We start from the raw sequence: 21,871 nt of genomic DNA on the forward strand, positions 1-21,871 counted from the left end.
CTTCGCCTCATGCGTGTAGCTCACGTTGAGAGATTGTCCACGAGACACTTTGCTGTCGACGATTTGAACAGCTCGCCAGGGAATAAGACCGAGCCATGTCCTCAATGCGATTGTCGGTCATTGTGATCATGCTATTGGCTCTCGTCGGCTGTGGCGGACCACGCGCGGTGCTCGGCCTTCCCGTGGCATCGTCATCAGGCGCAGAACCACGGGCAATCGTTCCGATCTACGTTGCTACCACGCGGGCGCGGTCCGACAACCTTTCCCTGCCTTATTCGGCTGAGCGGTCGAAGACGCTGAATTTTGCGAAGCTCGACATTGGAATTCCAAGAAACCACGTTCCTGGCCGCGTCGAGACAAGCGGGCGCCTGCCCGATCCCGGTCGACACTTTTCGGCGCGAACCTACCAGCCGATTGCTGAGCGACAAGAATTTATCAGGCGGCTGAATACAGCGCTTTCGCAGCGTGCGCCCGAAAATCGCGAGATCTTGATCTTCGTCCACGGATACAACAACAACTTCGCCGACAGCGTCTTCCGTAATGCTCAGATCACCTACGACTACAATATCAAGTCGGTCTCGCTGCACTATGCCTGGCCGTCAGGAGCGTCCGTCCCCCTCTACGTCTTCGACCGCGATAGCGCGCTCGTCGGCCGGCGGGGACTTGCCGAGACGATCGAGATCGCTGCAGAGACGAATGCGAAGAGAGTGATCCTGGTCGGTCATTCAATGGGCGCCTATGTGGTCACCGAAGCCTTACGCGATCTGGTCCTCAGAGGCCGCACCAGCACTCTGAAGCGCCTGGGTGGAGTGGTGCTCGCGGCCCCGGACATCGACGTCGACGTGTTCCTGAGCCAGCTCGACGATATCGGGGACATCCCGCGACCGTTTGCAATCATCGTTTCACAGCGCGATCGAGCGCTCGGGATTTCCCGGCGATTGGCGGGCGGCCGCCCACGCGTCGGCAGCGGCTCGGATGTCGCCATTCTTCAAAAAAGGGACATCGCCGTTATCGATGTCTCCGACATCGATGGCGGTAGACACAACGTCTTTGCCAGTTCACCGACGCTCATGGACGTCGTCAACAACAATGCCCTGATGCGCAGCGTGCTCCGAGAGGACCAAGGCCCCGTTGGCCAGACCATGCTGGCAGACGGAGCATCGGTGTTCGAGGGTGCTGCGTCCCTGGTGATCTTTCTTCCAAGCCGCATTCTGGGTGGGCTTGCGCAAGCGGCCGCTGGGCAGTAGCGGACGTGTGCAGGTCGACCGACGTCGCCAAGACTTCACCCGTTCAGCGGCGCGCACTAACCGCTTATCAAGCTGCGAGAAAGCCCAAGGTGCCCAACAGATATAAGGCAATAACATAGTAGAGCACGTGCAGCGCGTATGTTTGGCCATTGCCGGTGTAGACCCTACGCACCACTTGCGCCGCACCGACAGTCAGATCGCAAAGCCCATCCCAGACGACGTTTGCCAGTGGCGTAACGAGCGGCGCAAACATTGATCGATAGAAGGCGTAGAAATGCGCGGTACTGACAGGAATGGAGCGGCCCCGCCGGGTTCTATAGATCAACAGGAACAGCCCAAGCAGCACCATTGCGATTACCACGCTGACGGCCATGACGGGGAAGGGGTTCCAGTAGCCATAGATGGTCTCCAGCGACATGCCTTGCCAGACCAGCGTCGACGCGAAGTATGGGTCGATCGCGGAAGACACCGGATCCATCACCAGCTTCGGGAAGAAGGACAGCAGGAGAATTGCCAGAACCAGGACGAACTGCGGCACCAGCAGCGCCAAAGGCGCTTCCGTGATTTCATCGTGCGCTGGCTTTCGCTGCCCCAGGAAGATCGCATAGGCAAAGCGAAACATGTAGAGAAAACCAATGAAGGTCGCGACCACAGCAACGATCGCAAGGCCGTACCAACGTCTGTCCACCATCGCACTCAACAGCAGCCATTTTCCGCCGAAGCCGGCGAGCGGCGGCAGACCAGACATCGAGATAAGAGCAATGACCACCGAAGCAAAGGTGAGCGGCATCTTTCGGGCGAGGCCCCCGATCTCATCGAACAAGCGCGTGCCGGTGCGCAGGATGACGGCGGCTGCGGCAAGAAAAAGGATGCCCTTCACCATCAGATGGTTGGCGACCAGGTAGAACGCCGTGACCCAGCCGAGATGGCTCATCAACGCGATCGCCGTGATGATGTAGCCGATCTGGCTCATGCTGGAATAGCCGAGCATGCGCTTCAGGTCGTTCTGCTGAAACGCCATCACTGCACCAGCGATGGTCGTCAGAAGTCCGATCCAACCCATCACATGCGCCATCTCGAGCCCAACCTTTGAGCGAATGGCGAGATAAGTCACCATAAACAAGCCGAAGACCGCCACCTTGCTGATGACGGCGGAGAGCATCGCCGAGAGATCATCATCGGCCTCGGCATAGGCGCCCGGCAGCCAGACATGGACGCCAACCGCCCCGGCCTTGATCAGAAAGCCGATCGCGAGGAACATGAAGGCTGGCGCGGCATCCGAGCCAGCCGTGGCAAACGCAGCAAGCGCCGTGCTGCCGTTGGCACTGGTGGCAACGCCGAAGCCCGCGAGCAGGCAAAACGCCGACACCAGAGAAAACAGCAGGAACTGCAGCACATAAGGGTGGGCGCCGGGCCGCTGCGCGATCAGGAAATAGGAAGAAAGGGTGATGATCTCCCAATGGAAAAAGAACTCAAGGCTGGTGGCGGCGCGCAGCAGGCTGGCGATCGACAGCAGCAGGATCGCCATCATCGGATAGAAGCCTCGGCGAGAATCGGAGCGATAGAGGCTGGCGAAAGCAATGACCATGCCGCCTGCGAGGAGGAGTACGGCGAACAGTCGGCGCAAACCTTCGATATCATCTGCGATCCACAGACCGACAATCAGCACCGCCGCTAGCATCAGCACGCACTTGATCCGGCCGGCAAGCCCGTCGAAAAGGTACAGAACGCCACCAACGCAAAGAGGTCCGACAAGCCACAGCGACGCCGCGCCAGAAAAGGTCGCCGCCACATAGCCACTCACAAGCAGTAGAACGGCGCTGGCCATCACTGGAACCAACCTGGTTAGCGGCAGGGTGATGGGCGTCAGGTTGGCGGCCGACAAACCACTATCTAACTGGCTCGGCACCGGCCGCGTCGCCTGCTTGAACCAGCGGAACATATAGGCTGCCTCAAGCAGCGACCCGACCAGAATGACGGCAATCCAGATATATCGCTCGCCCGCCGCCGCCTGCATCACGAGCTCCCATTTCGCCCAGAAGCCCGGAAATGGCGGCAAGCCGGCAATCGCGACCAGAAACACAGCAAGGATGGAGAGCACAAGACGATTGCCCGCGACATCGGCCCAACCGCCGATCTCACGGCGCTCGACAAGGCCGGCAAGCCAGAACAGACCGGCCTTCGCGAGTAGATGGTTGATGAAGAGGCCCCCGACCACCAGCGGCAGCGCCTGCTCGGCCCCAAGCTGATGCAGCAGCGCCAGCGCAAGCATCAGAAGCCCCATCTGCGCGATGGAGGAATAACCGAGCATCCGTTGCACGCTCGTCTGGGTCAACCCGACGAGATTGGAAAACAGGAAGGTGATCCCACCCGATACGGCGAGGATGCCAAGGTGATCGCCAAAAAGCGGCAGCAGCTTGAAAAGCGTAAAGAACACACCCGCCGACACCCCGACAGAGACAAGCGCCGCGATGCCGCTGGCCGCCGTCTCGTAGACGTCGAGCCCCCACCCATTGGCCGGGAACGGCTTCAGTTCCAGCACGAGGCAGGCCAGCACGAAGATGAGCGCGGTCACGCCGATCGGGCCGGTGATTGCCGCCCGGTTGGTGATCATGTCGTCGATGTTGAGCGTGCCGGTCACATGGTAGAGAAGCCCGGCTCCCAACAGGAAGAAGGACGAGGCAAGCACCGTCGCCATGATGTATTTGAAGCTGGCCGCAAGCGCTACGGGCGTTCGGTCAAGCCCGAGAAGCCCATAGGTCCCGATCGACATGATCTCCAGGAAAACGAACTGGTTGAACAGATCGCGAGTCATGACCATGCCGTTGATGCCCATGATCAGGATCAGGTAGAGCAAGAGCGCCGGATAGCTTGAGCGCAACTGCGCCCAAAGGTGCCAGGCACCGAGCAGCGCGACGACATTGACGCAAAACGAGAAAAAACCCTCCCACGGCCCAAAGCGCAGATTGATCGAGAATGGCGGCACACTGCCCGCGGTTAAAATCTCGAAGGTCGGCCGGCCATTGTGGATAGCCCACAGGCAGACGCATGAAATACTGGTCATGCCCAGAAGTGCTACGACAAAGCCCACCGCCGGCAACCGCTTGGCGATGCGGTAGAGCAGGGGAATGAGAAATCCACCGCCAAGGCCAAGCAGGAAGATGTTCAGTGGCTGGAGGAGGCTGTCTACCATTTAGACTCCGTCAGCACGTCGATCGAAAGAGTTTTCCTGACGGCATGCAGCCGGATCGCGAACGACAACATGATCGCGGTGACCGAAAAGCCGATGACGATAGCAGTCACGACCAGCGCGGCAGGAATGGGATCGACTGCGTGCGCCGCCGCATCTGAAACGCTGAGCGCCTCGTCGACGATCGGCGCCGTCCCGCCGCTTACATAGCCGGTCGCCACCAGAACGATGTGCATACCGGTATCGATCAGTGAAAAGCCGATGATGATGCGCAGGATGTTGCGATGCCTGAGCATGCCCCAGAAGCCGATGAGCACGAGAAGAAATCCCGTCGTGAGAAGTATCTGTGATATCGGCAGCCCCATCGCGCTCCCCGTCTCTCGTCGTTCAACTGCGAAACCGGTCGATGATGACGCTAAGTTCGGCACCGACCTTGATACCCAGCAGAGCCGATATCAGCGGAATGGCCCCGGCACTGAAGAGCGTCCCGAAACTACCGCGCGGCAGAATATGGCTGTCGAGAAAACCGCCGCCAAAGACAATGCCGACAATGCCGATCAAGACATAGAAAACGCCTGCGAGCGATTCCGTGATGCTGAGGAAAGCATGATGGATCGGCCCTGAGGGATAGGCGAGCATCAAAAGCATCACACCGGAGGCAACAACCGCGCCACCCTGGAAACCACCGCCGGCCGACAAGTGGCCGTTCATGATAACATACGCACCGAACAGGAAGATCAGAGGAAGCACCACCTCTGCGCCGTTGCGCACCAGTTCACTCGGCCCCTGTGTCACGCCAACAGGCTTGGAAAATGACTTCTCATCGGCTTCACTTGCCAAGAGCAAGCCAACGCTCGCGGCCACCATGAACAGCACTGCAACCTCTCCCAATGTGTCGAAGCCTCGAAAAGTGATCAGAATTCCGGTCACAACATTGGGGGCGCCAAGATCCGCCGGCACCTGCGTCAGATAATGCACCGCCAAGGCAGAGAGCGTCTGGCGTTCGCCATAGTGGCTGACAAGCCCAGCAAAGATGACGCCGAATGCCAGCACGGCGAGTAGGCTGAACGCGCGCCTCATACGGAGCCCTCTTCGGCTGCGCTGTCGTTCTCGTCGCGCAGAGCGTCGACGATGGTCGTGGCCGCCATCGGTGTACGGATTGCATGCGCGGCCCGCGACAGCGCGTGTGACGACAGCGGATTGGTCATGAGCACGAAATAGGCGATGATCAGCAGCTTCAACGACCAGTCCGGATGATAGATTCCGAGCCCGGCAAGGACCAGGATGTTGCCGAGCGTCGAGGCCTTGGTGCCCGCCTGGATGCGCGTGAAGACATCTGGCATGCGCAACAGACCGACACCCGCCGAGAAGAGGAAAAACGCACCAACGAGGATCACGAGACTGCCAATCAGATCACTCATCGACAGGTCCTCCGCCGCTGGTCCTGCGTATCGCATAAAGGAAGATCAGCGTTGCAAGGCCCGACCCGATGGCAGCCTCGGCCATGGCGACGTCAGGCGCAGCCAACAGCACATAAGACGCCGCCGCAAACAGGCTTGCCAGCCCGGCGCTGACCATCGCCGCCATGAGATTGCTGAGCACGACGGCCAGCACTGCGCTCACCAGAATGCTGCCGCATACCAATAGGATCAGCATCTCCAGCATCTCGCTACGGCCCCTTTTCCAGAAAGCGGGCAATGGCAAGGACCGCCAGAAAGCTCAGGAGACCGTAGACAAGAGCAACGTCGATATAGACGAAGCGCCCGGATATATGGGCATAAAGCGCGATCAGCGCGATCGTGACGACCGTCAGCATATCGATGGCCACCACCCGATCGATCGCTGTCCGGCCAATTATCAGCCGCAGCACGCCGAAGACGATGCTGAAGAAGATCAAGACGACGGAGATCTGCAGGATGATCTCAGCCAAAGACCACCCCCAAGTGCCTTTCGAAAGGCCCGATTATCATTCGTGTCGCGCCCTCCGGATCGGTCGTCTTGACGTCGAGCCAATGAATGAAGAGTGCATCGCCTCTGAGATCCATCACCAGCGAGCCCGGAGTGAGCGCGATTGAATTTGCGAGCGCCAGCCGTCCGATCGGCGACTTGAGCGGCATCCTGATCTTGACGATCCCGGGACGAATGTCGATGCGTGGCGCGTAGACATAGCGAAGCATGTTGACGTTCGCCTTCACCAATTCGACCAAGAAGACGCCGGTATAGGCAATGAAATGAAAGATCTTGCGCGGGGTCACTTTGATCCGCCAGACATCGCCACGACGGATGAAAATCACCGCCACGACCAACGATACCAGCGCGCCGACGCCCACGATCGGCGGTTCCACCGATGAATTGATCACCAGCCAGACGACGAGCAGGAAGCTCCAGAGGAGGATCAGGCCCTGTGGCAATCCCGATGCGCGTGACTGCGGTGTTGCGTGGTTTTCTGGCATCGCGCAGGCTTTCGACGGGTTAGGATGGAGTAGTAGCGCGCAGTCCCCGCGGGCCAACTTACTTCATGCATGCCCCTGCAGGGCCCGATTTGTATCCGGCCTTTTCACCGATCGCATGGGCCGTGATGCGTCCTGGCGACACTTTAGCATCGCGTATGTCGGGCTGTGATCGGCACTGAATCCAGAAACTATGCTTCTGGTCCGATATGCCGCCCCATCAGCGCGCATTTCGGCGACACCTCTTGACCAACACTCAAAAACGGCGAAATCAATCACGCGACGGGTCAATCAGGCGGCTGAAAAAATGCCGCCCCTATCGCATTGCCGAGGCAGCGCCGAACCCGATGTCGTTGAAACGTCGGTCTTGCGGAATCGACCCGTTTGATTGGTGGCTTGGCCACGATCGCGTTGTGGTAAGACACGCTGATCGGCCAGGATCGGCGAATGCCATGATGGAGGAGAACGATCGTATGAATTGCCACGCCTCTCTTGCCGATCGACCGGTGTGCAAGTCCGGCAGATTTCCTCTCTGGCAGAACAGTGTTCGATCAATATCCGCAGCCGAACCCAAACGGATACCGGTTTCATGAATCAGACGGCCCCGCAATCAGGATCTGCTGTTCCCGTCGTACCCGGCCTTGCTCAGTTTCACCCGCCCAGCGCGGCTGAAGCGAAGGTGGTTGCACATCTGCAGCTAGGAGACTTCGACCGATTGGGCGACGGTCTACGACCGGAACGGGAAGACCCCGAGCGAACGGTGCGGGCGGACCTTTTGCGCTATCTCATCCTCGGCAGCGATGGCTACCGTTTGCATGAAAAAGGGCTGAGGCTGAGCGGAGCCTGGATAACTGGTATTCTCGATCTTGAAGGATGCCGGATTCCTCGCGACATCGGTCTCAAGGACTGCCACTTCGAAGCCTCGCCAGTGTTGCGCTCCGCCATCATCGACAATCTCTTCCTGGACGGCTCGGCCTTACCCGGCTTTCAGGCCGATAGGCTCGAAGCGCGCGGCTGCCTTTCGCTTCGCGGCGCGATCGTAACAGGCGAAATCCGCCTTCCCGGCGCGCGGATCGGCGGCAGCGTAGAGGCGGACGGCGTTTCGATCGCTGCGCCCGGCGGGATCGCGCTCGACGCTGATGGACTGGAAACCCGAGGTGGTGTTCTGTTACGCGGTGCCGATGTGCGTGGCGGCATCAATCTTTCTGCGGTTCGCCTTGGCGGCGACGTCAACGCGGTCGGTGCCCGGTTTGAACGCCCGGGTGAAGTCGTTTTCAACGGTGACGCGATCATAGCGGCAGGTGACCTCGCCTTGCGGGGGGCTACCATTATCGGCGAGACCCGCCTGCTCGGTGCCCGCTTCGGTGGCGACATCGATTGCACGTCGGCGTCACTGTCGCAGCCGGGGGGCTTTGCGCTGCGGCTCAATCGTACCACCATCGACGGCTCATTCTTTCTGCGACAGAACGCATCCATCGAGGGCACGCTGGACCTGACGGCCGCAATGATCGGTGCAATCGACGACGAACAAACGAGCTGGCCGAAGACAGGCGACCTGCTTCTCAATCGCTGCCAGTACGCCTTCATCGGCGGACCGGCCGATGCGGAAAGCCGGCTCGACTGGCTGTCGCGCCAGACGCCTGACCGTTGGAAGGCGGACTTCTGGCCGCAGCCCTACGAGCAGTTGTCGATGGTATTGCGGGAAATGGGGCATGACGAGGATGCCCGCGCCGTCCTGATCACCAAGGAGCGACTGCAACGGCGGGCACGTCGGGCGCGCGCCAAAAATCCCATGCTGCGCGCATTCCTGGGGGTCGTGGATGCCGTCCTTGCCGTGACCCTACGCTACGGGCGGCAACCCCTTCTGGCGCTGGTCTGGCTCATGCTCTTTTGGGCGATCGGCACCGGCGTCTTTGCTATCGCCTATCGCAGCGGCGCAATGAAACCAAACAGTCCTGTCGTCCTACGTTCCCCGGAATGGACGATGTGCGATCTCCAACGAACCGAAAGCCGCTTCATGCCATCAAGCGGGCAGGATTTGACGGGACGTGCCGAGGTTGGGGAGAACCAGCTCACCTGCTTCCGCAATCAACCGGAAGCAGCCAGCTACCCTGAGTTCAGTGCGCTCATGTATTCGTTGGATGTTCTCCTGCCGGTGGCGTCGATCGGGCAAAAGGACTACTGGCGACCGGACTCGATGAAGCCAAACGGCACGTTCACCTTGAAATACTATTTCTTCCAGTCGGTGATTGGCTGGGCCCTCAGCCTTCTGGCTGTCGCCGGTTTCTCGGGGCTGGTGAAATCACAATAGGCGAGAACGTGAGGATCTCCCGCCGTTTCCACGGTGGCCTGAGACCGTTCCCGTTCCGCTATGTGTCCAACGGTGTCGCCTGAAAAACCTGAGCAGGCGCGTCCCGCGATCCGGATCGTCACGCCAGCAACCTTAGAAGCGCCAGATCAAGGGCACGATGAATACTGAAACGACAAAGAACCAGATCAACAAGGGCAATCCAAGCTTCCAGTAGTCGTTGAAGGCATAGCCGCCGGGGCCCATCACCATCAGGTTCGTCGGTGTTGCGATCGGCGTCAGGAAGGCAGCAGCTGCAGCAACAGCTGTGCTCATCAGCACCGGACGCGGAGAAATCCCCATGGCCGTTGCCGCCGCCACGCCGATCGGGATGACGATCAGTGCCGTTGCAGTGTTGCTGATCAGCTGCCCCATGATCGCCGTCAGGATAAACAGCCCGGCGAGCAGGGCGACTGGACCTGCATCACCAACGAGGTTTACGAGATGCTCTGCCATCAGTTTCGCTGCACCTGTTTGCACCATGGCAGTCGAAAGGGGCATCATCGCGCCAACGAGGATGACAGTCGTCCAGCCCACAGCGCGATAGGCTTGCTCGACACTCATGATCCCTGACAGGATGATTGCACCAGCAGCAAGCAGACCAGCGACCGCCGGCGGCACGATGCCGGTGGCAAGCAGCAGAACCATCGCGATCAGGATGATGACTGCCTGGCGCGCGCCCGGCCCCATCGGGACAGCCTGACGGCGGACAAGCTCAGGCGAATTGACAACCAGAACGTCCGGGTCATTGAGGTGAACATCGAGTGCCTTCCAGGTTCCCTGCAGTAGCATTGTATCGCCTGCCTGCAACGCGATGCCGCCTGCATCCTTGGTGGAACTGCCGGGTGCGATCGCGGCGCCGGCGCGCTGTATCGCCAGAATGATCAGATCGCCGCTGTCGGTGACCATGCCAGGAAAAACCGTTTCGCCTATGAGCCCCGAGCGCGGCGGGATGACGACCTCGGCAAGACCCGAACTGCGATTGAACAAGGTTTCCTCGCCGTGACCGGTCGCCTTCTCGTCGCGAAAGGCGAGATGCATCGCGGCTGCGAATGCGGCTGCGACGTCAGGCTCGCCATGTAGCAGAAGATGATCCCCCTCTGCGATATGAGGTCTTCGGAGCGGGCCGGCGGTCTCCCCCTCCTGAATGGCGACAAGCTGCAACCCCTGATGCGCCAAGAGATCGACCCCGGTGGGCGCGAGGCCGACAAAAGGCGAGCTCGCGCGCACGCGCATCTGGTATATGCCGCTCGCAAGCCCGTATTGCTCGACAAGTGTCTTGGCATGATGGCTGAAATCGGCGGGCATGGTCGCGCCGTTGCGTTCGGGAAGCAGCTGCTTTCCGAACAGTATGATGATCGCCATAGTGCCCGCCAAAAGCGGAATACCCACGAGCGCAAATTCAAAGAACCCGAAGCCACCGGCGCCCGCGTCGAAGCCTGCCTCCGACACCAGCACGTTTACCGGCGTTCCCGTCAGCGCCAGCATTGAACCTGCATGCGCGGAAAAGACCAGCGGCATGAGCAGCTGCGACGAGTTTCGCCGCAGGCGAACAGCGATGACGACCACGACCGGCAAGAGGGCCGCGACTGCGCCGTTGACGCTGATCAGTGCGGTGAGCACCGACACCAGTGCCATCGTCAGAAGGAGAAGGCGCGTCCGGCTTTCCTCGCCGGCGCCACGGATCAGCAGTTGTCCGGCCCAGGCGGTCACACCGGTGACCTCAAGTCCGGAGCTGACAACGAAAAGCGACGCGATGAAGATGACCGCCGGATCACCGAAACCGCCGAGAGCCTGGCCGATCGTCAGGACACCGCTCGCCCACAGGGCAAGCGAAGTCAGCATGGCCACAAAGACGACCGGTAACTTGTTCCAAACAAACAGAACGACGGCAACGGCGATGATAGTCGCTGTGTATGCTATTGGACTCAATCGCCTTGCTCCTGTTTGTGCCTCTAACCGTCCAGCGCAGTCGCGCCCAATCGCGCAACCATCGATAGCTCCAAGCTTCCGTCACCCTCGGCCTGGATCGACCGAGGCTGGCTGAGGCGCGATGACTGCAGCCAAGTGCATCATGACAGCCGGACCTGCTGCAGCCGTCCAAGGCACACGGCCCTGCGAACCCATCAATCGTCGAGCGTCGCCATAAGCACGCCCAGACGGCAGCCCTTCTCGTATTCCTTGAGGTTCACATATTCCTTGATGGTGTGAATTTCTGCTTGTCCGGCCCCAATGGTGATGGTGGGAACGCCGTGCCTGTCGAGCCAATTGGCATCCAACCCCCCGTTCGAAAAGACATACACCGGCTCGATATCGAGCATCTGCAGCGCTCTCGTCGCGCGTTTCACGATTGGCGTGTCTTTGCCCAATTCAAAGGGCGGATAGGATGCCTGATGGCTGAATTTCACCTCGGCCCTGTCGCCCTGATCGTCCGTCACCTCGCTCTGAGCCTTGGCAAAGGCTTCCTTGTAGCCGTTTGCAATCTTCGTCGCGAACGTCGCCTCAGGGCTGCGCGCCTCACCCTTGATGAACGCATAGTCGGTCACGACATTGGTCGCATCGCCGGCAGGCTTATTGCCCTTGCCACCAAAAATGCCGACGTTGCTGGTGCCTCGACCGTCCGGTTTGACCACCTTGCCGAACCAGCCGCTGTGCTTTGCTTCGGCCAAAGCCATGGCGCCGACCAGGGTTGCCGAAATACCCTTCTCCGGCGCGACACCTGCGTGCGACGCACGGCCTGTGATCTCGACTTCCCAGTTTTCTTGGCCGACGGCGCCGACAATCAGGTCCGAGGCCATTTGGCCATCGACGTTGATGCACATCACAGCGCCGTTGAGATCAGCGGGGTTGAGCTCACGTGCCCCGTGCAGCCCACTTTCCTCGCGTACCGTAAACAGCAACGTGATTGGCGGGTGCGGCAACTTGTGTTTGATCAGCGTCTCGGCAACCACGACGAGAACCGCCACACCGGTTCGGGCGTCGCCGCCCAACGCGGTGGTACCGTCGGAGACGATGCGGTCGCCCTCGCGCCGAGGCTTGGCGCCAGCGCAAAGTGGCACCGTGTCAAGGTGCGTGGAAAAAAGAAGCCGAGGACCGGGCCGCGTTCCTGGAATATCCACGATCAGATTGCCTGTCTCGGTCGGCAACGGGATGCGCTTGTTGGCATCGTCGAAGCGAATGGCCGTCTCCGGGACGCCGATCTTCCTCAGAACGTCGCAGACGGCAAGGCCAATGTTCTTTTCCTGTCCGGTGACGCCCTCCACCGATAAGAAGCGCATCAGATGGTCTTCCGCAGCGGCGACGTCGAGAGGGATAGAGGTGTTGCTCATGATATCCATCCGTTCATTCGAGTGTTTATTCGTTCAGGGTTGCCGCATCGACCGTCATAGGCCCCACGGCAGTCCGAGGGCCTTCCAGACCGCAAAGAGACCCGTCCACAGCACGAAGATCAGTACGACATAGGGAAGCATCAGAGAGACGATCGTGCCGACACCGGCGGACTTGTCGTATTTCTGGGCAAAGCCGACGACGAGCGCGAAGTAGGCATTGAGCGGCGTGATCGCATTCATCGGTGAATCGCCGACGCGATAGGCGGCAAGCACGGCCTCGGGCTCGACGCCGAGCTTCATCAGAAGCGGAACGAAGACAGGAGCGAAGATCGCCCACTTGGCAATGGCGCCCGTCAGCAGCAGATCGATGATCGCAACCACGACGATAAAGCCGATCAACAGCGGTAACGCTCCGATATTGGCGGCCTGCAGTGCGCCCGAAAGGCTAAGCGCCATGACGGTGCCGATATTCGTGTAGGTGAAGTAGGCAACGAACTGGCTAAGCACGAAGAACAGGAAGATGGTTCCGCCCATGTTCTTGATCGACTTCTCGATCGCCGCGATGACCTCGGCCAGTGTCTTCAGCGTGCCGGCGCCGATGCCGTAGGCCCAGCCCGTCACCAGGAAGATCAGCATGATCAGGGCTATCAGGCCGTTCATGAAGGGTGAATTGCCGATGAGCTCGCCGGTATCGGGATTGCGCAACGGCGCGCCGCCGGGGATCGTCAAAAGCAGGAAAACCACGAGAAGACCGATCAAACCATATAGCGCGAACCGCAAACCGCGCGATTCCTGCTCGGAGAGAGTCGCCCCCTGAGCCTGCACGCCGCCCTCTGCGGTTGCGGGATCATACTCTCCCAGCCGCGGCGCGATCATGCGATCGGTGATGAACGCGATCAGCACCGTCAGGAACAGGACCGAGGCAATGGAAAACCAGACGTTGGATGCCAGACCGATCGACCGCGCGGGATCGACAAGATGCGCCGCATCATTCGTGAATTCGACGAGCACGGCATCGAGTGGCTTGATCAGCATATTGACCGTGAAGGCCCCGGCCACGGCAGCAAAGCCAAGCGCAAGGCCCGCCAGAGGGTGTCGCCCGACCGCCAGATAGGCAACGCCCGCAAGCGGTATCAGCACGAGATAGCCGGCATCCGCCGCGATACTTGCGAGGATGCCGACGAAAGCCAGGATATAGGTCAGCGCCCAGCGGGGTGAGACAATGACGAGCTTGCGGATCAGCGCCGTGACCAGGCCGGATTCCTCTGCGACGCCCGCGCCGATCATGGCAGCGATCATCAGCCCGACAGCCGTAAAGCTCATGAAGTTGGGAATGAGCGATGAATATAGAAAGCGGATGCCCTCCACATTCACCAGGCTGCGGATGGCTGTCGACGCCTGCTCAATCTCGTGTGTGTCAGGATTGATGCGCTCGTAGCTCACCGCCGCTCCGAAAGCGCCGAGCACGGCAGACAAGATGATGACGATGCCGATCAGTATAAGGAAGATGATGACGGGATGGGGAACCATGTTTCCCACCTTCTCAACGCCGTCGAGAAATCTCTGCATCGTGGTCTTTGACGCGGCATTGGCAGTGGCCATGTCTTGCCTCCAGTTGAACCGAGGTATGTCGTACCCAAAGGGTGCTTCAAATGCGCTTGGGTTGGCACGTTGCCGTGACAGCGGTTGATCGGCGAATTGGCATGGATCTCAACGTGCGATTGGTCGCGCGTACATGCCTTGTGTATCAACCGCTCTTGCCGCCAACGGTGGCCGACCGCACCGCCTTTGCCCTGAATGCACGAAAATCACGATATAATTCAATATATTAACGTAGTTGCCCGCCCATCTCGTATGACCGCAGGCGCATCGGCCAGAACTCAGCAGCGATCATTCGGGAGAGGGAAGGATAGGTATCGCAAAAGGGCCCCCTGCTTTCGGAAGCCCACTTGCGAATTACTGGCGCATTACCTGCTGGCGCGAATGACACCGACCGCGATTTCATGTTCATCACCCGTTAGCGCGGGCAAGCTGCAATATAGCGTCGACCGTTGCGATCTTGAAACTCGCACTGCCCCGGACGACCGGCCACGTTGCCGATCACCGCGCCGGAAGCCCCACCGATCGCAGCGCCAACGGCCGCACCACGCACATTATTCGTTACCGCACCACCGACCACCGCTCCCGTTGCGGCACCAATACCGGCACCCTGTTGCGTCGGCGTGCAGCTTGCAAGTGCCAGACCCGCCATCGAACACATCAGTAACTTCTTCATCACTCCATCCTCTGTGACGCTCAATTAAGTCCGAAGATCGCGGCAAAAGCCCTATGCACCATCATCGCAACTATAGTGTCGCAGAAGACTGTCTGTGATCGGCATAGAATCCCAAAACCAAGCTCTGAGTTCAAATCTCTTGGATCTGCCGCCAAGCTAAGTAGTCTGGTTTACAGCACGAATCTGCGCTGGCAGCGATCTTATATCTGCCGCGCGAACAGCCTCGCAGGCACTGCCCGGGGTGGGCGTCAAGGCAACTGACCATCTTTCGACAAAGGTAAGGTTGATCGGCAGCCGCGAAACTGCCGGCCCTCTATTCAAATATTGCGAAGATCGCACCACTCGCTTCCTGAAGCGTCAGCTTGTGATCGAATGCCCCCGTCTCAAGAAAGTTCATGGTTTCAACAACAACGATTGGATTGAACATCATAAAAGTGTGCGTGGTATGAAGCACCAAATGGTCGCTCGCTCCCTCGATCTTCGTCGAGGCTACCGACACCTTTCCATCGTTCGGCCCTTCAATGATGGAATTGAAGATAGGGTTTAGCGAAATGTCACCCGCGATGATCCCCAGCGGATAGTCGGGATTCGGTAGAACTTTTGGTGTGGCACTGGCTTTGGTGCTGAGTTCTAGCCCCGCAGGTCCATTGATCCACTGGAACGGTGCGATATCGCCAAAGACATCCACGATCTCGGAGCCATTGTTGGGTGGAGCAAGCATCACGACACGTCCCAAACTCAGGGGCCGTGTGTGAGCAAGCCAGTACCGGACCAGAATTCCCCCAAGCGAGTGGGTTACGAAGTTGACGCGCCTGGCCCCGCACGCTTCGACCGATTTTCCTACGTAGCGCGCGAGATCGGCGATCGATGCGGTCGTTGAAGGGTACTCTTCGTTGACGACGAAGAATCCACGCCGCGCCAGCACCCTTTCGACAAGCCAGAACGATCCGCTGCCGCGGGCAAGCCCGTGCATCAGTACAACACATTCTGAGGAGGGGCGTTCGATGCCCATCGCCATTGGTTGCTCCAGCGACAAGCATGCCACAGGAAGCGATACGCAGAGATTGAAGACAAATCGAAGAGCGCAGTGACGCGAGCGTGCGCCTTCCAGCATGGAGATCCGATGACTATGTCGAAACCAATTCAAGCGCATGGCGGATTTGTTTGACCTCTATGTGCTTCATGTGCTGGCCGGATGCTCTCTGTCTCTGGAGTTTACAGGCGTTGCTCTGGAGCCATCCTCGATCATCCGCCAGCGGCGTATGACGTGACCGCATCTATCGGCCTCATTGACGCGCGCTGAGACAATCCTCTGACGATCGGACATTATACGAGCTTTGGCGACACGTCGTGCCCGAGCGGCTCTGGCATCCCAAAAAGGCTACCTGGTGAGTGAACGGGCACGCACCAGTGCTGCGCGCCGCCACTATTTCGAAGGCGCGATCGCAGGAGGTTTGCTGCTTGGAGCCATGTGGTCGGTTCCGAAAAGACGACGCTTGACGGCCTCCCTGACTGTTTGGATGGCAATATACAGAAGCGGAATGATCAGAATGCCAAATACGGTGCCGACGAGTAGTCCTCCGAGCACTGTCGTGCCGATCGCCTGCCGACTGCCAGCTCCCGCCCCCGTTGCTACGACCAAGGGTATGACGCCAAGCACAGACGCCATGGCGGTCATCAGCACGGGCCTAAAGCGCTGTGACGTTCCCTCGGTTGCGGCTTCCATGATGGTTAGACCTTCTTCCCTGCGCTCCTTGGCGAACTCAACGATGAGGATCGCATTTTTAGCAGCGAGCCCGATGAGCAATAGCAGGCCTATTTGCGCGTAGATGTTAAGATCGATGCCCCCAACCACAAGACCCCCCAACGCCCCGACAACGGCCACGGTCACAGACAACATCACTGCCAGAGGCACGCTCCAGCTTTCATATTGTGCGACGAGAAACAGGTAGGTGAACACAATCCCCATGATGAGAATGATCACGGTCTGGTTACCGGCCTGCTTCTCCTGAAGAGCCAATCCTGTCCATTCATACCCGAAGCCGGGTGGGAGTTTTTCCGACGCCAGCGTTGCCATGGCACCCAACGCATCGCCGGTACTAAATCCGGCCGCCGCTTGTCCGTTGATCGCGGCCGATGGGAAGAGGTTGTAGCGGTTAACCGTGCTAGGACCATAGACGGTCGATATCGACAAAAGGCCCTGCAGCGGAATAAGACTGCCAGACTGGCTGCGCACCCTCAGTCGCTGAATGTCCTCGACGCGACTTCGAAAACTTGGCTCGTCTTGAATACGAACCTGGTATACACGCGAAAATATGTTGAAATCATCCACATAGGACGATCCGAGGTGAGATTGTAGCGCGCCGAATATCGTCGCCGGTGAAACGCCATAAAGTTCTGCGCGCTTTCGGTCAATGTCGAGATAGACCTGAGGTGAGTCAGCCGAAAACGTGCTGAATATGCTGGCCAGTCCCCGTGTCTGGTTTGCCGAGACAATCAGGCTTCGCATGACTTCGGCCAACTCCTCCTGACTTTGCCCAGCGCGCGCCTGAAGGCGGAAGTCAAAGCCACCCGTTGTGCCGAGGCCAGGTATTGCAGGTGGATTGAAAGGCACAATCGATGCCGTCGTGATCGCCGCGAACTCAGCACGCAGTCGGTTCATAAGGGCAAAAACGCTTTGATCCGCGCCACGCTCACTCCACGGCTTCAACGCTGCGATGATCATGCCGGAATTGGAGCCCCCACCGCCCACCATGCTTGCACCGGCAATTCCGATCGTGTTTGCAACGCCTGGCGTACGCTGAAGGACCGAGCTGACGGTTGCAATTGTCTGCTGTGTGCGTTCGAGAGACGCGGCATCGGGCAACTGGACGTTCATGAAGAGATAGCCCTGGTCTTCGGAGGGGATGAAGCCGGTCGGCAGGACACGATAGAAGCCGTAAATGCCACATACAATCGCCACAAGCAGCAAGGCACTAAGACCAAGCCTTCGGGCGAAGAGCGCCAATAAATGTAGATAAAAGCGGCGTGAAGCATCCAACCCCACATTCACCTTGCTGAAAATTCGGGACTGGCTCTGTTCCACGGGAGGCCGAAGCATCAGGACGCATAGGGCAGGGCTAAGAGTTAGCGCATTGATCGTGGAAAACGTAATGGTGACCAATATGGTAACCGCAAACTGCCGGTAGAGCTCGCCGGTTATGCCAGCCAGAAAAGCCACCGGCACAAATAGCGCGGCCAACACAAGCGTGGTGGCGACGATTGGACCCGTGACCTGGCTCATTGTTTGCAGCGTCGCTTCGCGCACGCCGATCCCGGTTTCGCTCATGATGCGCTGAGCGTTCTCCACGACGATGATTGCGTCATCCACAACCAGGCTGATCGCCAGGATCATCGCAAAGAGCGTGATGGTGTTGGCCGAATACCCCATGACGTAAAGGACGGCAAAGCCACCCACCAGTGAAACGGGTATCGTTAAGGATGGGATGACTGTTGCACGCCAGTCTTGCAGGAAAATGAAGACAACGGCGACGACGAGGATAAATGTAATTGCCAGGGTAATGAAAATCTCCTCGATGGTTTGTCGAACAAAAGCGGTCGTGTCGAAAACCACCGCATAGGCGATGTCGTCGGGAAACTGTTTTGACAATGTCTCCAATTCACTGAGGACAGCGGCGGACACCGCGAGCGCATTGGCATCTGAGGATTGATAGACAACAACCGTCGCGCTCGGCTGTCCATTCAGCGTCGAGGCTGTATCGTATGACTGTGCTCCGAGTTCCACCCGAGCAACGTCGCGAAGACGCACGATTGCTCCATCCCTGTTCGTGCGAACGATTATGTCGCCGAACTCTGCCTCGTTCGCCAGTCGTCCTCTTGCCATCACGGTCAGTTGCAATTGCTGGCCTTGGGTCGAGGGAGGAGACCCCAGTTGGCCGGCGGAGGCTTGCGCGTTCTGCGCCTGGATGGCTGCAGTCAGATCGGAGGCCGTGACCCCGAGGGCCTGCATGCGATCAGGGTTCATCCATACCCGCATACTATAGGCAGGGCCAAAGACGCTCGCCTCTCCGACCCCCGGTAGCCGTGCGATTGCGTCTCTAATATTGATCGTTGCATAGTTGCTGAGGAAGATGTCGTCTTTCGTACCCTTCGGGGAGTAAATTGCGAAGCCGAGCAGCATGCTCGACGAACGACTTCTCACCGAAACACCGGTTTGGGTCACGGCGGCAGGAAGTCGCGGCGTCGCCATTGCGACGCGATTCTGTACATTTACCTGGGCGATTGCAGGATCTGTTCCCGCAGCAAACGTCACCGTCAGGCTGTAAGCGCCATTATTGGTACTGGAAGACGACATGTAGAGCATGTCTTCAACCCCGTTCACCTGGTCCTCAATCGGCGCTCCGACGCTGTCAGTCATGACGCTGGCGTTCGCACCTGGATAACTCGCGGTAACCTGCACCTCCGGTGGCGTGATCTGAGGAAATTGGGCGACAGGTATTTGAAGAAGGGCGACAGCACCGGCGATGATCATGACGATTGCAATGACCATCGCGAACCTGGGTCTTGCAACGAAGGGCGCGGATATATTCATTGCGCTGAACCGGACTGGGACGCGATCGACGTTACGGCGTTGTCGGCGGGCGAGACTTGCGTGACAGTGACAGCCAATCCTTCGGCGACATTCTGTATTCCTTCCACAATCAGGCTTTCGCCGCCTTTCAACCCGTCGTCTACGGCAAAGGTTCCACCCACCTGTTCAGAAACTTTTATTCGCCGGAGCGCGACCTCGTTCTTCTCGTTGACGAGCAGGACAAACTTGCCCTCGCGGTCCTGTTGGACAGCGCCCAATGGTACGATCGGGCGCATCTTCCTTTCCGTCTCCGATACGATCACTGTTACGAACTGGCCCGGAACCAGCAGAAAGTCCGGATTGGGAAAGAGCGTTCGAATCGACAGCGTTCCCGTTGCCTCATCGATCTCGTTTCCAAAAAACTCGATTTTGCCCGGCTGCTTGTATTCCTGCCCGTTCGACAGCCGGAGGGTGGGTACGAATTTTCCAGCGAGCTCATCCTTGCTGATGCCGCCAGCGGCCGCACGAAGCTCGAGAATTGATCGGTCGGTTACTGAGAAAACGACGCGAATGGGCTCCATCTCTACGACGCGAGCAAGTGTCATCGAACTGCCACTCACAAAGCTGCCGTCCGATAATTGCGCGGCACCGATACGGCCCGCGATTGGTGAGCTTATCCTGGCATAGCTGAGATTGAGTTCGGCTTGACTGACCCGTGCTTGCGCCGCCAAAAGGTTTGCTTGACCAGTTTCCAGCGCTGTTTGGCTTTCCTCCAGTGTAGCGCGTGATACTGTCTGGCTGCTCAAGGATTTATTTCGGTCGACACGGCGCTGTGCGTCTGCAAGCGTTGCCTGCGCACTTGCAAGTGATGCCTTGGCATCTGCCAGCGCAATCTCCAGTGCGCGACTGTCAATAAGAAACAGATCCTGCCCGCTCTTGACGACCTGGCCTTCGTTGAAAAGGCGTTTTTCGATGAAACCCTCGATCCGGGAACGGATGTCAACGGCGTTCATCGCTTCGACGCGTCCCACGAACTCATGCTTTGGAGACACGTCTCCGACTGGAACGGCCATAACGCCGACGGTGGGACCGGTCTGCGCCAATGGGCTTTGAGGTACGAAAGCCGCCAGTATTACCAGCAGATAGGCCGGCGGGACTCGACGAGGCACTTTCATCGACCAATCTCCAACAAAACCGAGGTGTCTTTCAACTCAAGGCATTCGAAGTCGATGGGCGCCAATGCACGAATGCTGCCGATGGTCGTTTCGATCCGCAAGCCCTGGTAAATACCACTCACGGGGGCGAAACCCATGACGAGCAGTCCGCTGCACCGACAGATCCTATCGCGGTCGCATGCCCACATTTGCGACCCGTTGCGGGATAGTTGGCCACAGACCATCGCCCGTATCCATCGCGGCCGGAACGCTGTGCAGGCTGGCTTGCGACGTTGCCTGTCACCGCTGCTTGCCCGCCGTTAGCGGTGCCGACGGAGACGCCGCGAAGATTGCTTGTCACTGCCCTCACCAGAGCTCCGGTCGCCGACAATGCCGGGTCCTTGTCGTGTTGGCGTGCAGCGAGTGATCACTACCATGGTTCGACGGACAAAATGCTAGACCGTTGACTTCGCATTGCCGGGTTCGATTTTGGTGCCCGCGTCCGAGGATGCCTTAGGGGAAAGCGCCGTGCGCAATCTCGTTTCCTGTTCCGGCGAGAGCGAAGTTCGCAAGATACGCGCGTTCGCACCTTTGAATTCCTCGAGGACCTTTTCCGGCTGGACTTTACGGACAAGCAGAAAGAGGGCCGAGCTGTCGACCGGAATGGTCTCCGCCAACTTCTTGATTAAATTGTCGTCGATGCCAAAATCTGTGATTGAACCGGCAAGTGCTCCAGAACCAGCTCCGAACGCTCCGCCAAGGACCATACCGGCCAGAGGATTCAGAAACAAAAGACCTACAAGAGATCCCCAAAGCGCGCCGGACAAGCCGCCTCTCGTGGCTCCCATTGTCGTGAGGTTCACGCTCTGCTTGAGCCGGACCTTTCCCCCGCTGTCGCGAACTGCGACAACCGCGTCCTCGAGGTCGATCAGGTATTCCTTTTCGAGCGTCAACAAGCGATTGAGTATGGCGTCCGCCTCATCGGCCTTCTCGAAGCCAAGCACCACGAACTCAGACATAGCTCCCTCCCTGGTACGAATTCACGTCCAGATAGCGCCGCGGCTAGCTTCGTCCAGAGGTAGCTGTCTAGATTTTCGACCGTCATGTGAGCTCATGTGCCGGGCATCGGTCAGCCAATGTCGTCCATTCTTTTTGACCAATTTGTCGCAGGGAGGTTCGAGCGCAGGTTGACCTGGCCCACCAGAGCCCTTCCGCTGCATCAGACGGTCACAAACGATTGAACAAATATGAATTGACCGAATTATAATTGCGCGATAATAAATTGTGCACAAACAAAATAGGAGAAGCA

The 21,871-nt window shown here is 58.8% G+C and carries 18 protein-coding genes; 2 read left to right on the forward strand and 16 right to left on the reverse strand.

Annotated elements, in window-relative coordinates; translation table 11 throughout:
• Positions 1–95 precede the first annotated feature (95 nt).
• On the forward strand, positions 96–1,247 hold the full coding sequence (locus tag ACSQ9D_RS24680; protein WP_436284507.1) for an alpha/beta hydrolase: 1,152 nt from the start codon (positions 96–98) through the stop codon (positions 1,245–1,247).
• 67 nt (positions 1,248–1,314) lie between these two features.
• On the opposite strand, the gene ACSQ9D_RS24685 is transcribed toward ACSQ9D_RS24680, so the two are convergent.
• Genes ACSQ9D_RS24685 through ACSQ9D_RS24715 form a run of 7 tightly spaced genes read right to left on the reverse strand, consistent with a single transcriptional unit; the run spans position 1,315 to position 6,890 of the window.
• A complete protein-coding gene (locus ACSQ9D_RS24685) occupies positions 1,315–4,440 on the reverse strand; it encodes a proton-conducting transporter transmembrane domain-containing protein (protein WP_436284508.1) in 3,126 nt (1,041 codons plus the stop codon).
• Entirely contained in the window at positions 4,434–4,802 is a 369-nt protein-coding gene (locus ACSQ9D_RS24690; RefSeq protein WP_436284509.1) for a sodium:proton antiporter, read from the reverse strand. Before ACSQ9D_RS24690 ends, ACSQ9D_RS24685 begins: the two co-directional genes overlap by 7 nt.
• 22 nt (positions 4,803–4,824) lie before the next feature.
• On the reverse strand, positions 4,825–5,517 hold the full coding sequence (mbhE, locus tag ACSQ9D_RS24695) for a hydrogen gas-evolving membrane-bound hydrogenase subunit E (protein WP_436284510.1): 693 nt from the start codon (positions 5,515–5,517) through the stop codon (positions 4,825–4,827).
• Positions 5,514–5,858: a monovalent cation/H(+) antiporter subunit G gene (gene mnhG, locus ACSQ9D_RS24700; RefSeq protein WP_072377224.1), complete on the reverse strand. Its 345-nt coding sequence runs from the start codon at positions 5,856–5,858 to the stop codon at positions 5,514–5,516. Before mnhG ends, mbhE begins: the two co-directional genes overlap by 4 nt.
• The gene (locus ACSQ9D_RS24705; protein ID WP_436284511.1) at positions 5,851–6,093 is read right to left on the reverse strand and encodes a hydrogenase subunit MbhD domain-containing protein; all 243 of its coding nucleotides are present in this window, start codon (positions 6,091–6,093) and stop codon (positions 5,851–5,853) included. The genes mnhG and ACSQ9D_RS24705 overlap by 8 nt, the downstream gene beginning before the upstream one ends.
• A gap of 13 nt (positions 6,094–6,106) precedes the next feature.
• On the reverse strand, positions 6,107–6,367 hold the full coding sequence (locus tag ACSQ9D_RS24710; RefSeq protein WP_024317365.1) for a monovalent cation/H+ antiporter complex subunit F: 261 nt from the start codon (positions 6,365–6,367) through the stop codon (positions 6,107–6,109).
• Positions 6,360–6,890, reverse strand: a complete 531-nt coding sequence (locus tag ACSQ9D_RS24715) for a Na+/H+ antiporter subunit E (protein WP_436284512.1) — start codon at positions 6,888–6,890, stop codon at positions 6,360–6,362. Before ACSQ9D_RS24715 ends, ACSQ9D_RS24710 begins: the two co-directional genes overlap by 8 nt.
• Before the next feature lie 586 nt (positions 6,891–7,476).
• On the opposite strand from ACSQ9D_RS24715, the gene ACSQ9D_RS24720 reads away from it, so the two are divergent.
• On the forward strand, positions 7,477–9,198 hold the full coding sequence (locus ACSQ9D_RS24720) for a hypothetical protein (RefSeq protein ID WP_436284513.1): 1,722 nt from the start codon (positions 7,477–7,479) through the stop codon (positions 9,196–9,198).
• Between the two features lie 132 nt (positions 9,199–9,330).
• On the opposite strand, the gene ACSQ9D_RS24725 is transcribed toward ACSQ9D_RS24720, so the two are convergent.
• From ACSQ9D_RS24725 to ACSQ9D_RS24765, 9 genes are all read right to left on the reverse strand, one after another.
• Complete coding sequence (locus ACSQ9D_RS24725; RefSeq protein ID WP_436284514.1) at positions 9,331–11,166, reverse strand: SLC13 family permease; 1,836 nt, start codon at positions 11,164–11,166, stop codon at positions 9,331–9,333.
• Positions 11,167–11,360: 194 nt separating this feature from the next.
• A complete protein-coding gene (locus tag ACSQ9D_RS24730; protein WP_436284515.1) occupies positions 11,361–12,563 on the reverse strand; it encodes a M20/M25/M40 family metallo-hydrolase in 1,203 nt (400 codons plus the stop codon).
• A gap of 54 nt (positions 12,564–12,617) precedes the next feature.
• A complete protein-coding gene (locus tag ACSQ9D_RS24735; RefSeq protein ID WP_436284516.1) occupies positions 12,618–14,165 on the reverse strand; it encodes an AbgT family transporter in 1,548 nt (515 codons plus the stop codon).
• Between the two features lie 415 nt (positions 14,166–14,580).
• Positions 14,581–14,838 (reverse strand): glycine zipper family protein, encoded by a 258-nt coding sequence (locus ACSQ9D_RS24740; protein WP_047522081.1) that lies wholly within the window; start codon positions 14,836–14,838, stop codon positions 14,581–14,583.
• A 313-nt stretch (positions 14,839–15,151) separates the two neighbouring features.
• Positions 15,152–15,856 (reverse strand): esterase/lipase family protein, encoded by a 705-nt coding sequence (locus ACSQ9D_RS24745; protein WP_436284517.1) that lies wholly within the window; start codon positions 15,854–15,856, stop codon positions 15,152–15,154.
• A gap of 408 nt (positions 15,857–16,264) precedes the next feature.
• Complete coding sequence (locus tag ACSQ9D_RS24750) at positions 16,265–19,429, reverse strand: efflux RND transporter permease subunit (protein ID WP_436284518.1); 3,165 nt, start codon at positions 19,427–19,429, stop codon at positions 16,265–16,267.
• Positions 19,426–20,583, reverse strand: a complete 1,158-nt coding sequence (locus ACSQ9D_RS24755; protein ID WP_436284519.1) for an efflux RND transporter periplasmic adaptor subunit — start codon at positions 20,581–20,583, stop codon at positions 19,426–19,428. The genes ACSQ9D_RS24750 and ACSQ9D_RS24755 overlap by 4 nt, the downstream gene beginning before the upstream one ends.
• Positions 20,580–20,720: a hypothetical protein gene (locus ACSQ9D_RS24760; protein ID WP_436284520.1), complete on the reverse strand. Its 141-nt coding sequence runs from the start codon at positions 20,718–20,720 to the stop codon at positions 20,580–20,582. The genes ACSQ9D_RS24755 and ACSQ9D_RS24760 overlap by 4 nt, the downstream gene beginning before the upstream one ends.
• Before the next feature lie 297 nt (positions 20,721–21,017).
• Positions 21,018–21,581, reverse strand: coding sequence for a DUF1269 domain-containing protein (locus tag ACSQ9D_RS24765; protein ID WP_436284521.1), 564 nt, complete (start codon positions 21,579–21,581; stop codon positions 21,018–21,020).
• Positions 21,582–21,871: the final 290 nt, after the last annotated feature.

This window comes from Rhizobium sp. LjRoot258 (assembly GCF_964254185.1).
Classification (GTDB): Bacteria; Pseudomonadota; Alphaproteobacteria; order Rhizobiales; family Rhizobiaceae; genus Rhizobium.

Coding starts and splice junctions, on each gene's coding strand:
- ACSQ9D_RS24680 (WP_436284507.1), top strand. CDS start 96: ATGTCCTCAATGCGATTGTCGGTCATTGTGATCATGCTATTGGCTCTC.
- ACSQ9D_RS24730 (WP_436284515.1), bottom strand. CDS start 12,563: ATGAGCAACACCTCTATCCCTCTCGACGTCGCCGCTGCGGAAGACCAT.
- ACSQ9D_RS24745 (WP_436284517.1), bottom strand. CDS start 15,856: ATGGCGATGGGCATCGAACGCCCCTCCTCAGAATGTGTTGTACTGATG.
- ACSQ9D_RS24685 (WP_436284508.1), bottom strand. CDS start 4,440: ATGGTAGACAGCCTCCTCCAGCCACTGAACATCTTCCTGCTTGGCCTT.
- ACSQ9D_RS24690 (WP_436284509.1), bottom strand. CDS start 4,802: ATGGGGCTGCCGATATCACAGATACTTCTCACGACGGGATTTCTTCTC.
- ACSQ9D_RS24735 (WP_436284516.1), bottom strand. CDS start 14,165: ATGGCCACTGCCAATGCCGCGTCAAAGACCACGATGCAGAGATTTCTC.
- ACSQ9D_RS24765 (WP_436284521.1), bottom strand. CDS start 21,581: ATGTCTGAGTTCGTGGTGCTTGGCTTCGAGAAGGCCGATGAGGCGGAC.
- mnhG (WP_072377224.1), bottom strand. CDS start 5,858: ATGAGTGATCTGATTGGCAGTCTCGTGATCCTCGTTGGTGCGTTTTTC.
- ACSQ9D_RS24715 (WP_436284512.1), bottom strand. CDS start 6,890: ATGCCAGAAAACCACGCAACACCGCAGTCACGCGCATCGGGATTGCCA.
- ACSQ9D_RS24720 (WP_436284513.1), top strand. CDS start 7,477: ATGAATCAGACGGCCCCGCAATCAGGATCTGCTGTTCCCGTCGTACCC.
- ACSQ9D_RS24760 (WP_436284520.1), bottom strand. CDS start 20,720: ATGGGTTTCGCCCCCGTGAGTGGTATTTACCAGGGCTTGCGGATCGAA.
- ACSQ9D_RS24755 (WP_436284519.1), bottom strand. CDS start 20,583: ATGAAAGTGCCTCGTCGAGTCCCGCCGGCCTATCTGCTGGTAATACTG.
- ACSQ9D_RS24705 (WP_436284511.1), bottom strand. CDS start 6,093: ATGCTGATCCTATTGGTATGCGGCAGCATTCTGGTGAGCGCAGTGCTG.
- ACSQ9D_RS24750 (WP_436284518.1), bottom strand. CDS start 19,429: ATGAATATATCCGCGCCCTTCGTTGCAAGACCCAGGTTCGCGATGGTC.
- mbhE (WP_436284510.1), bottom strand. CDS start 5,517: ATGAGGCGCGCGTTCAGCCTACTCGCCGTGCTGGCATTCGGCGTCATC.
- ACSQ9D_RS24740 (WP_047522081.1), bottom strand. CDS start 14,838: ATGAAGAAGTTACTGATGTGTTCGATGGCGGGTCTGGCACTTGCAAGC.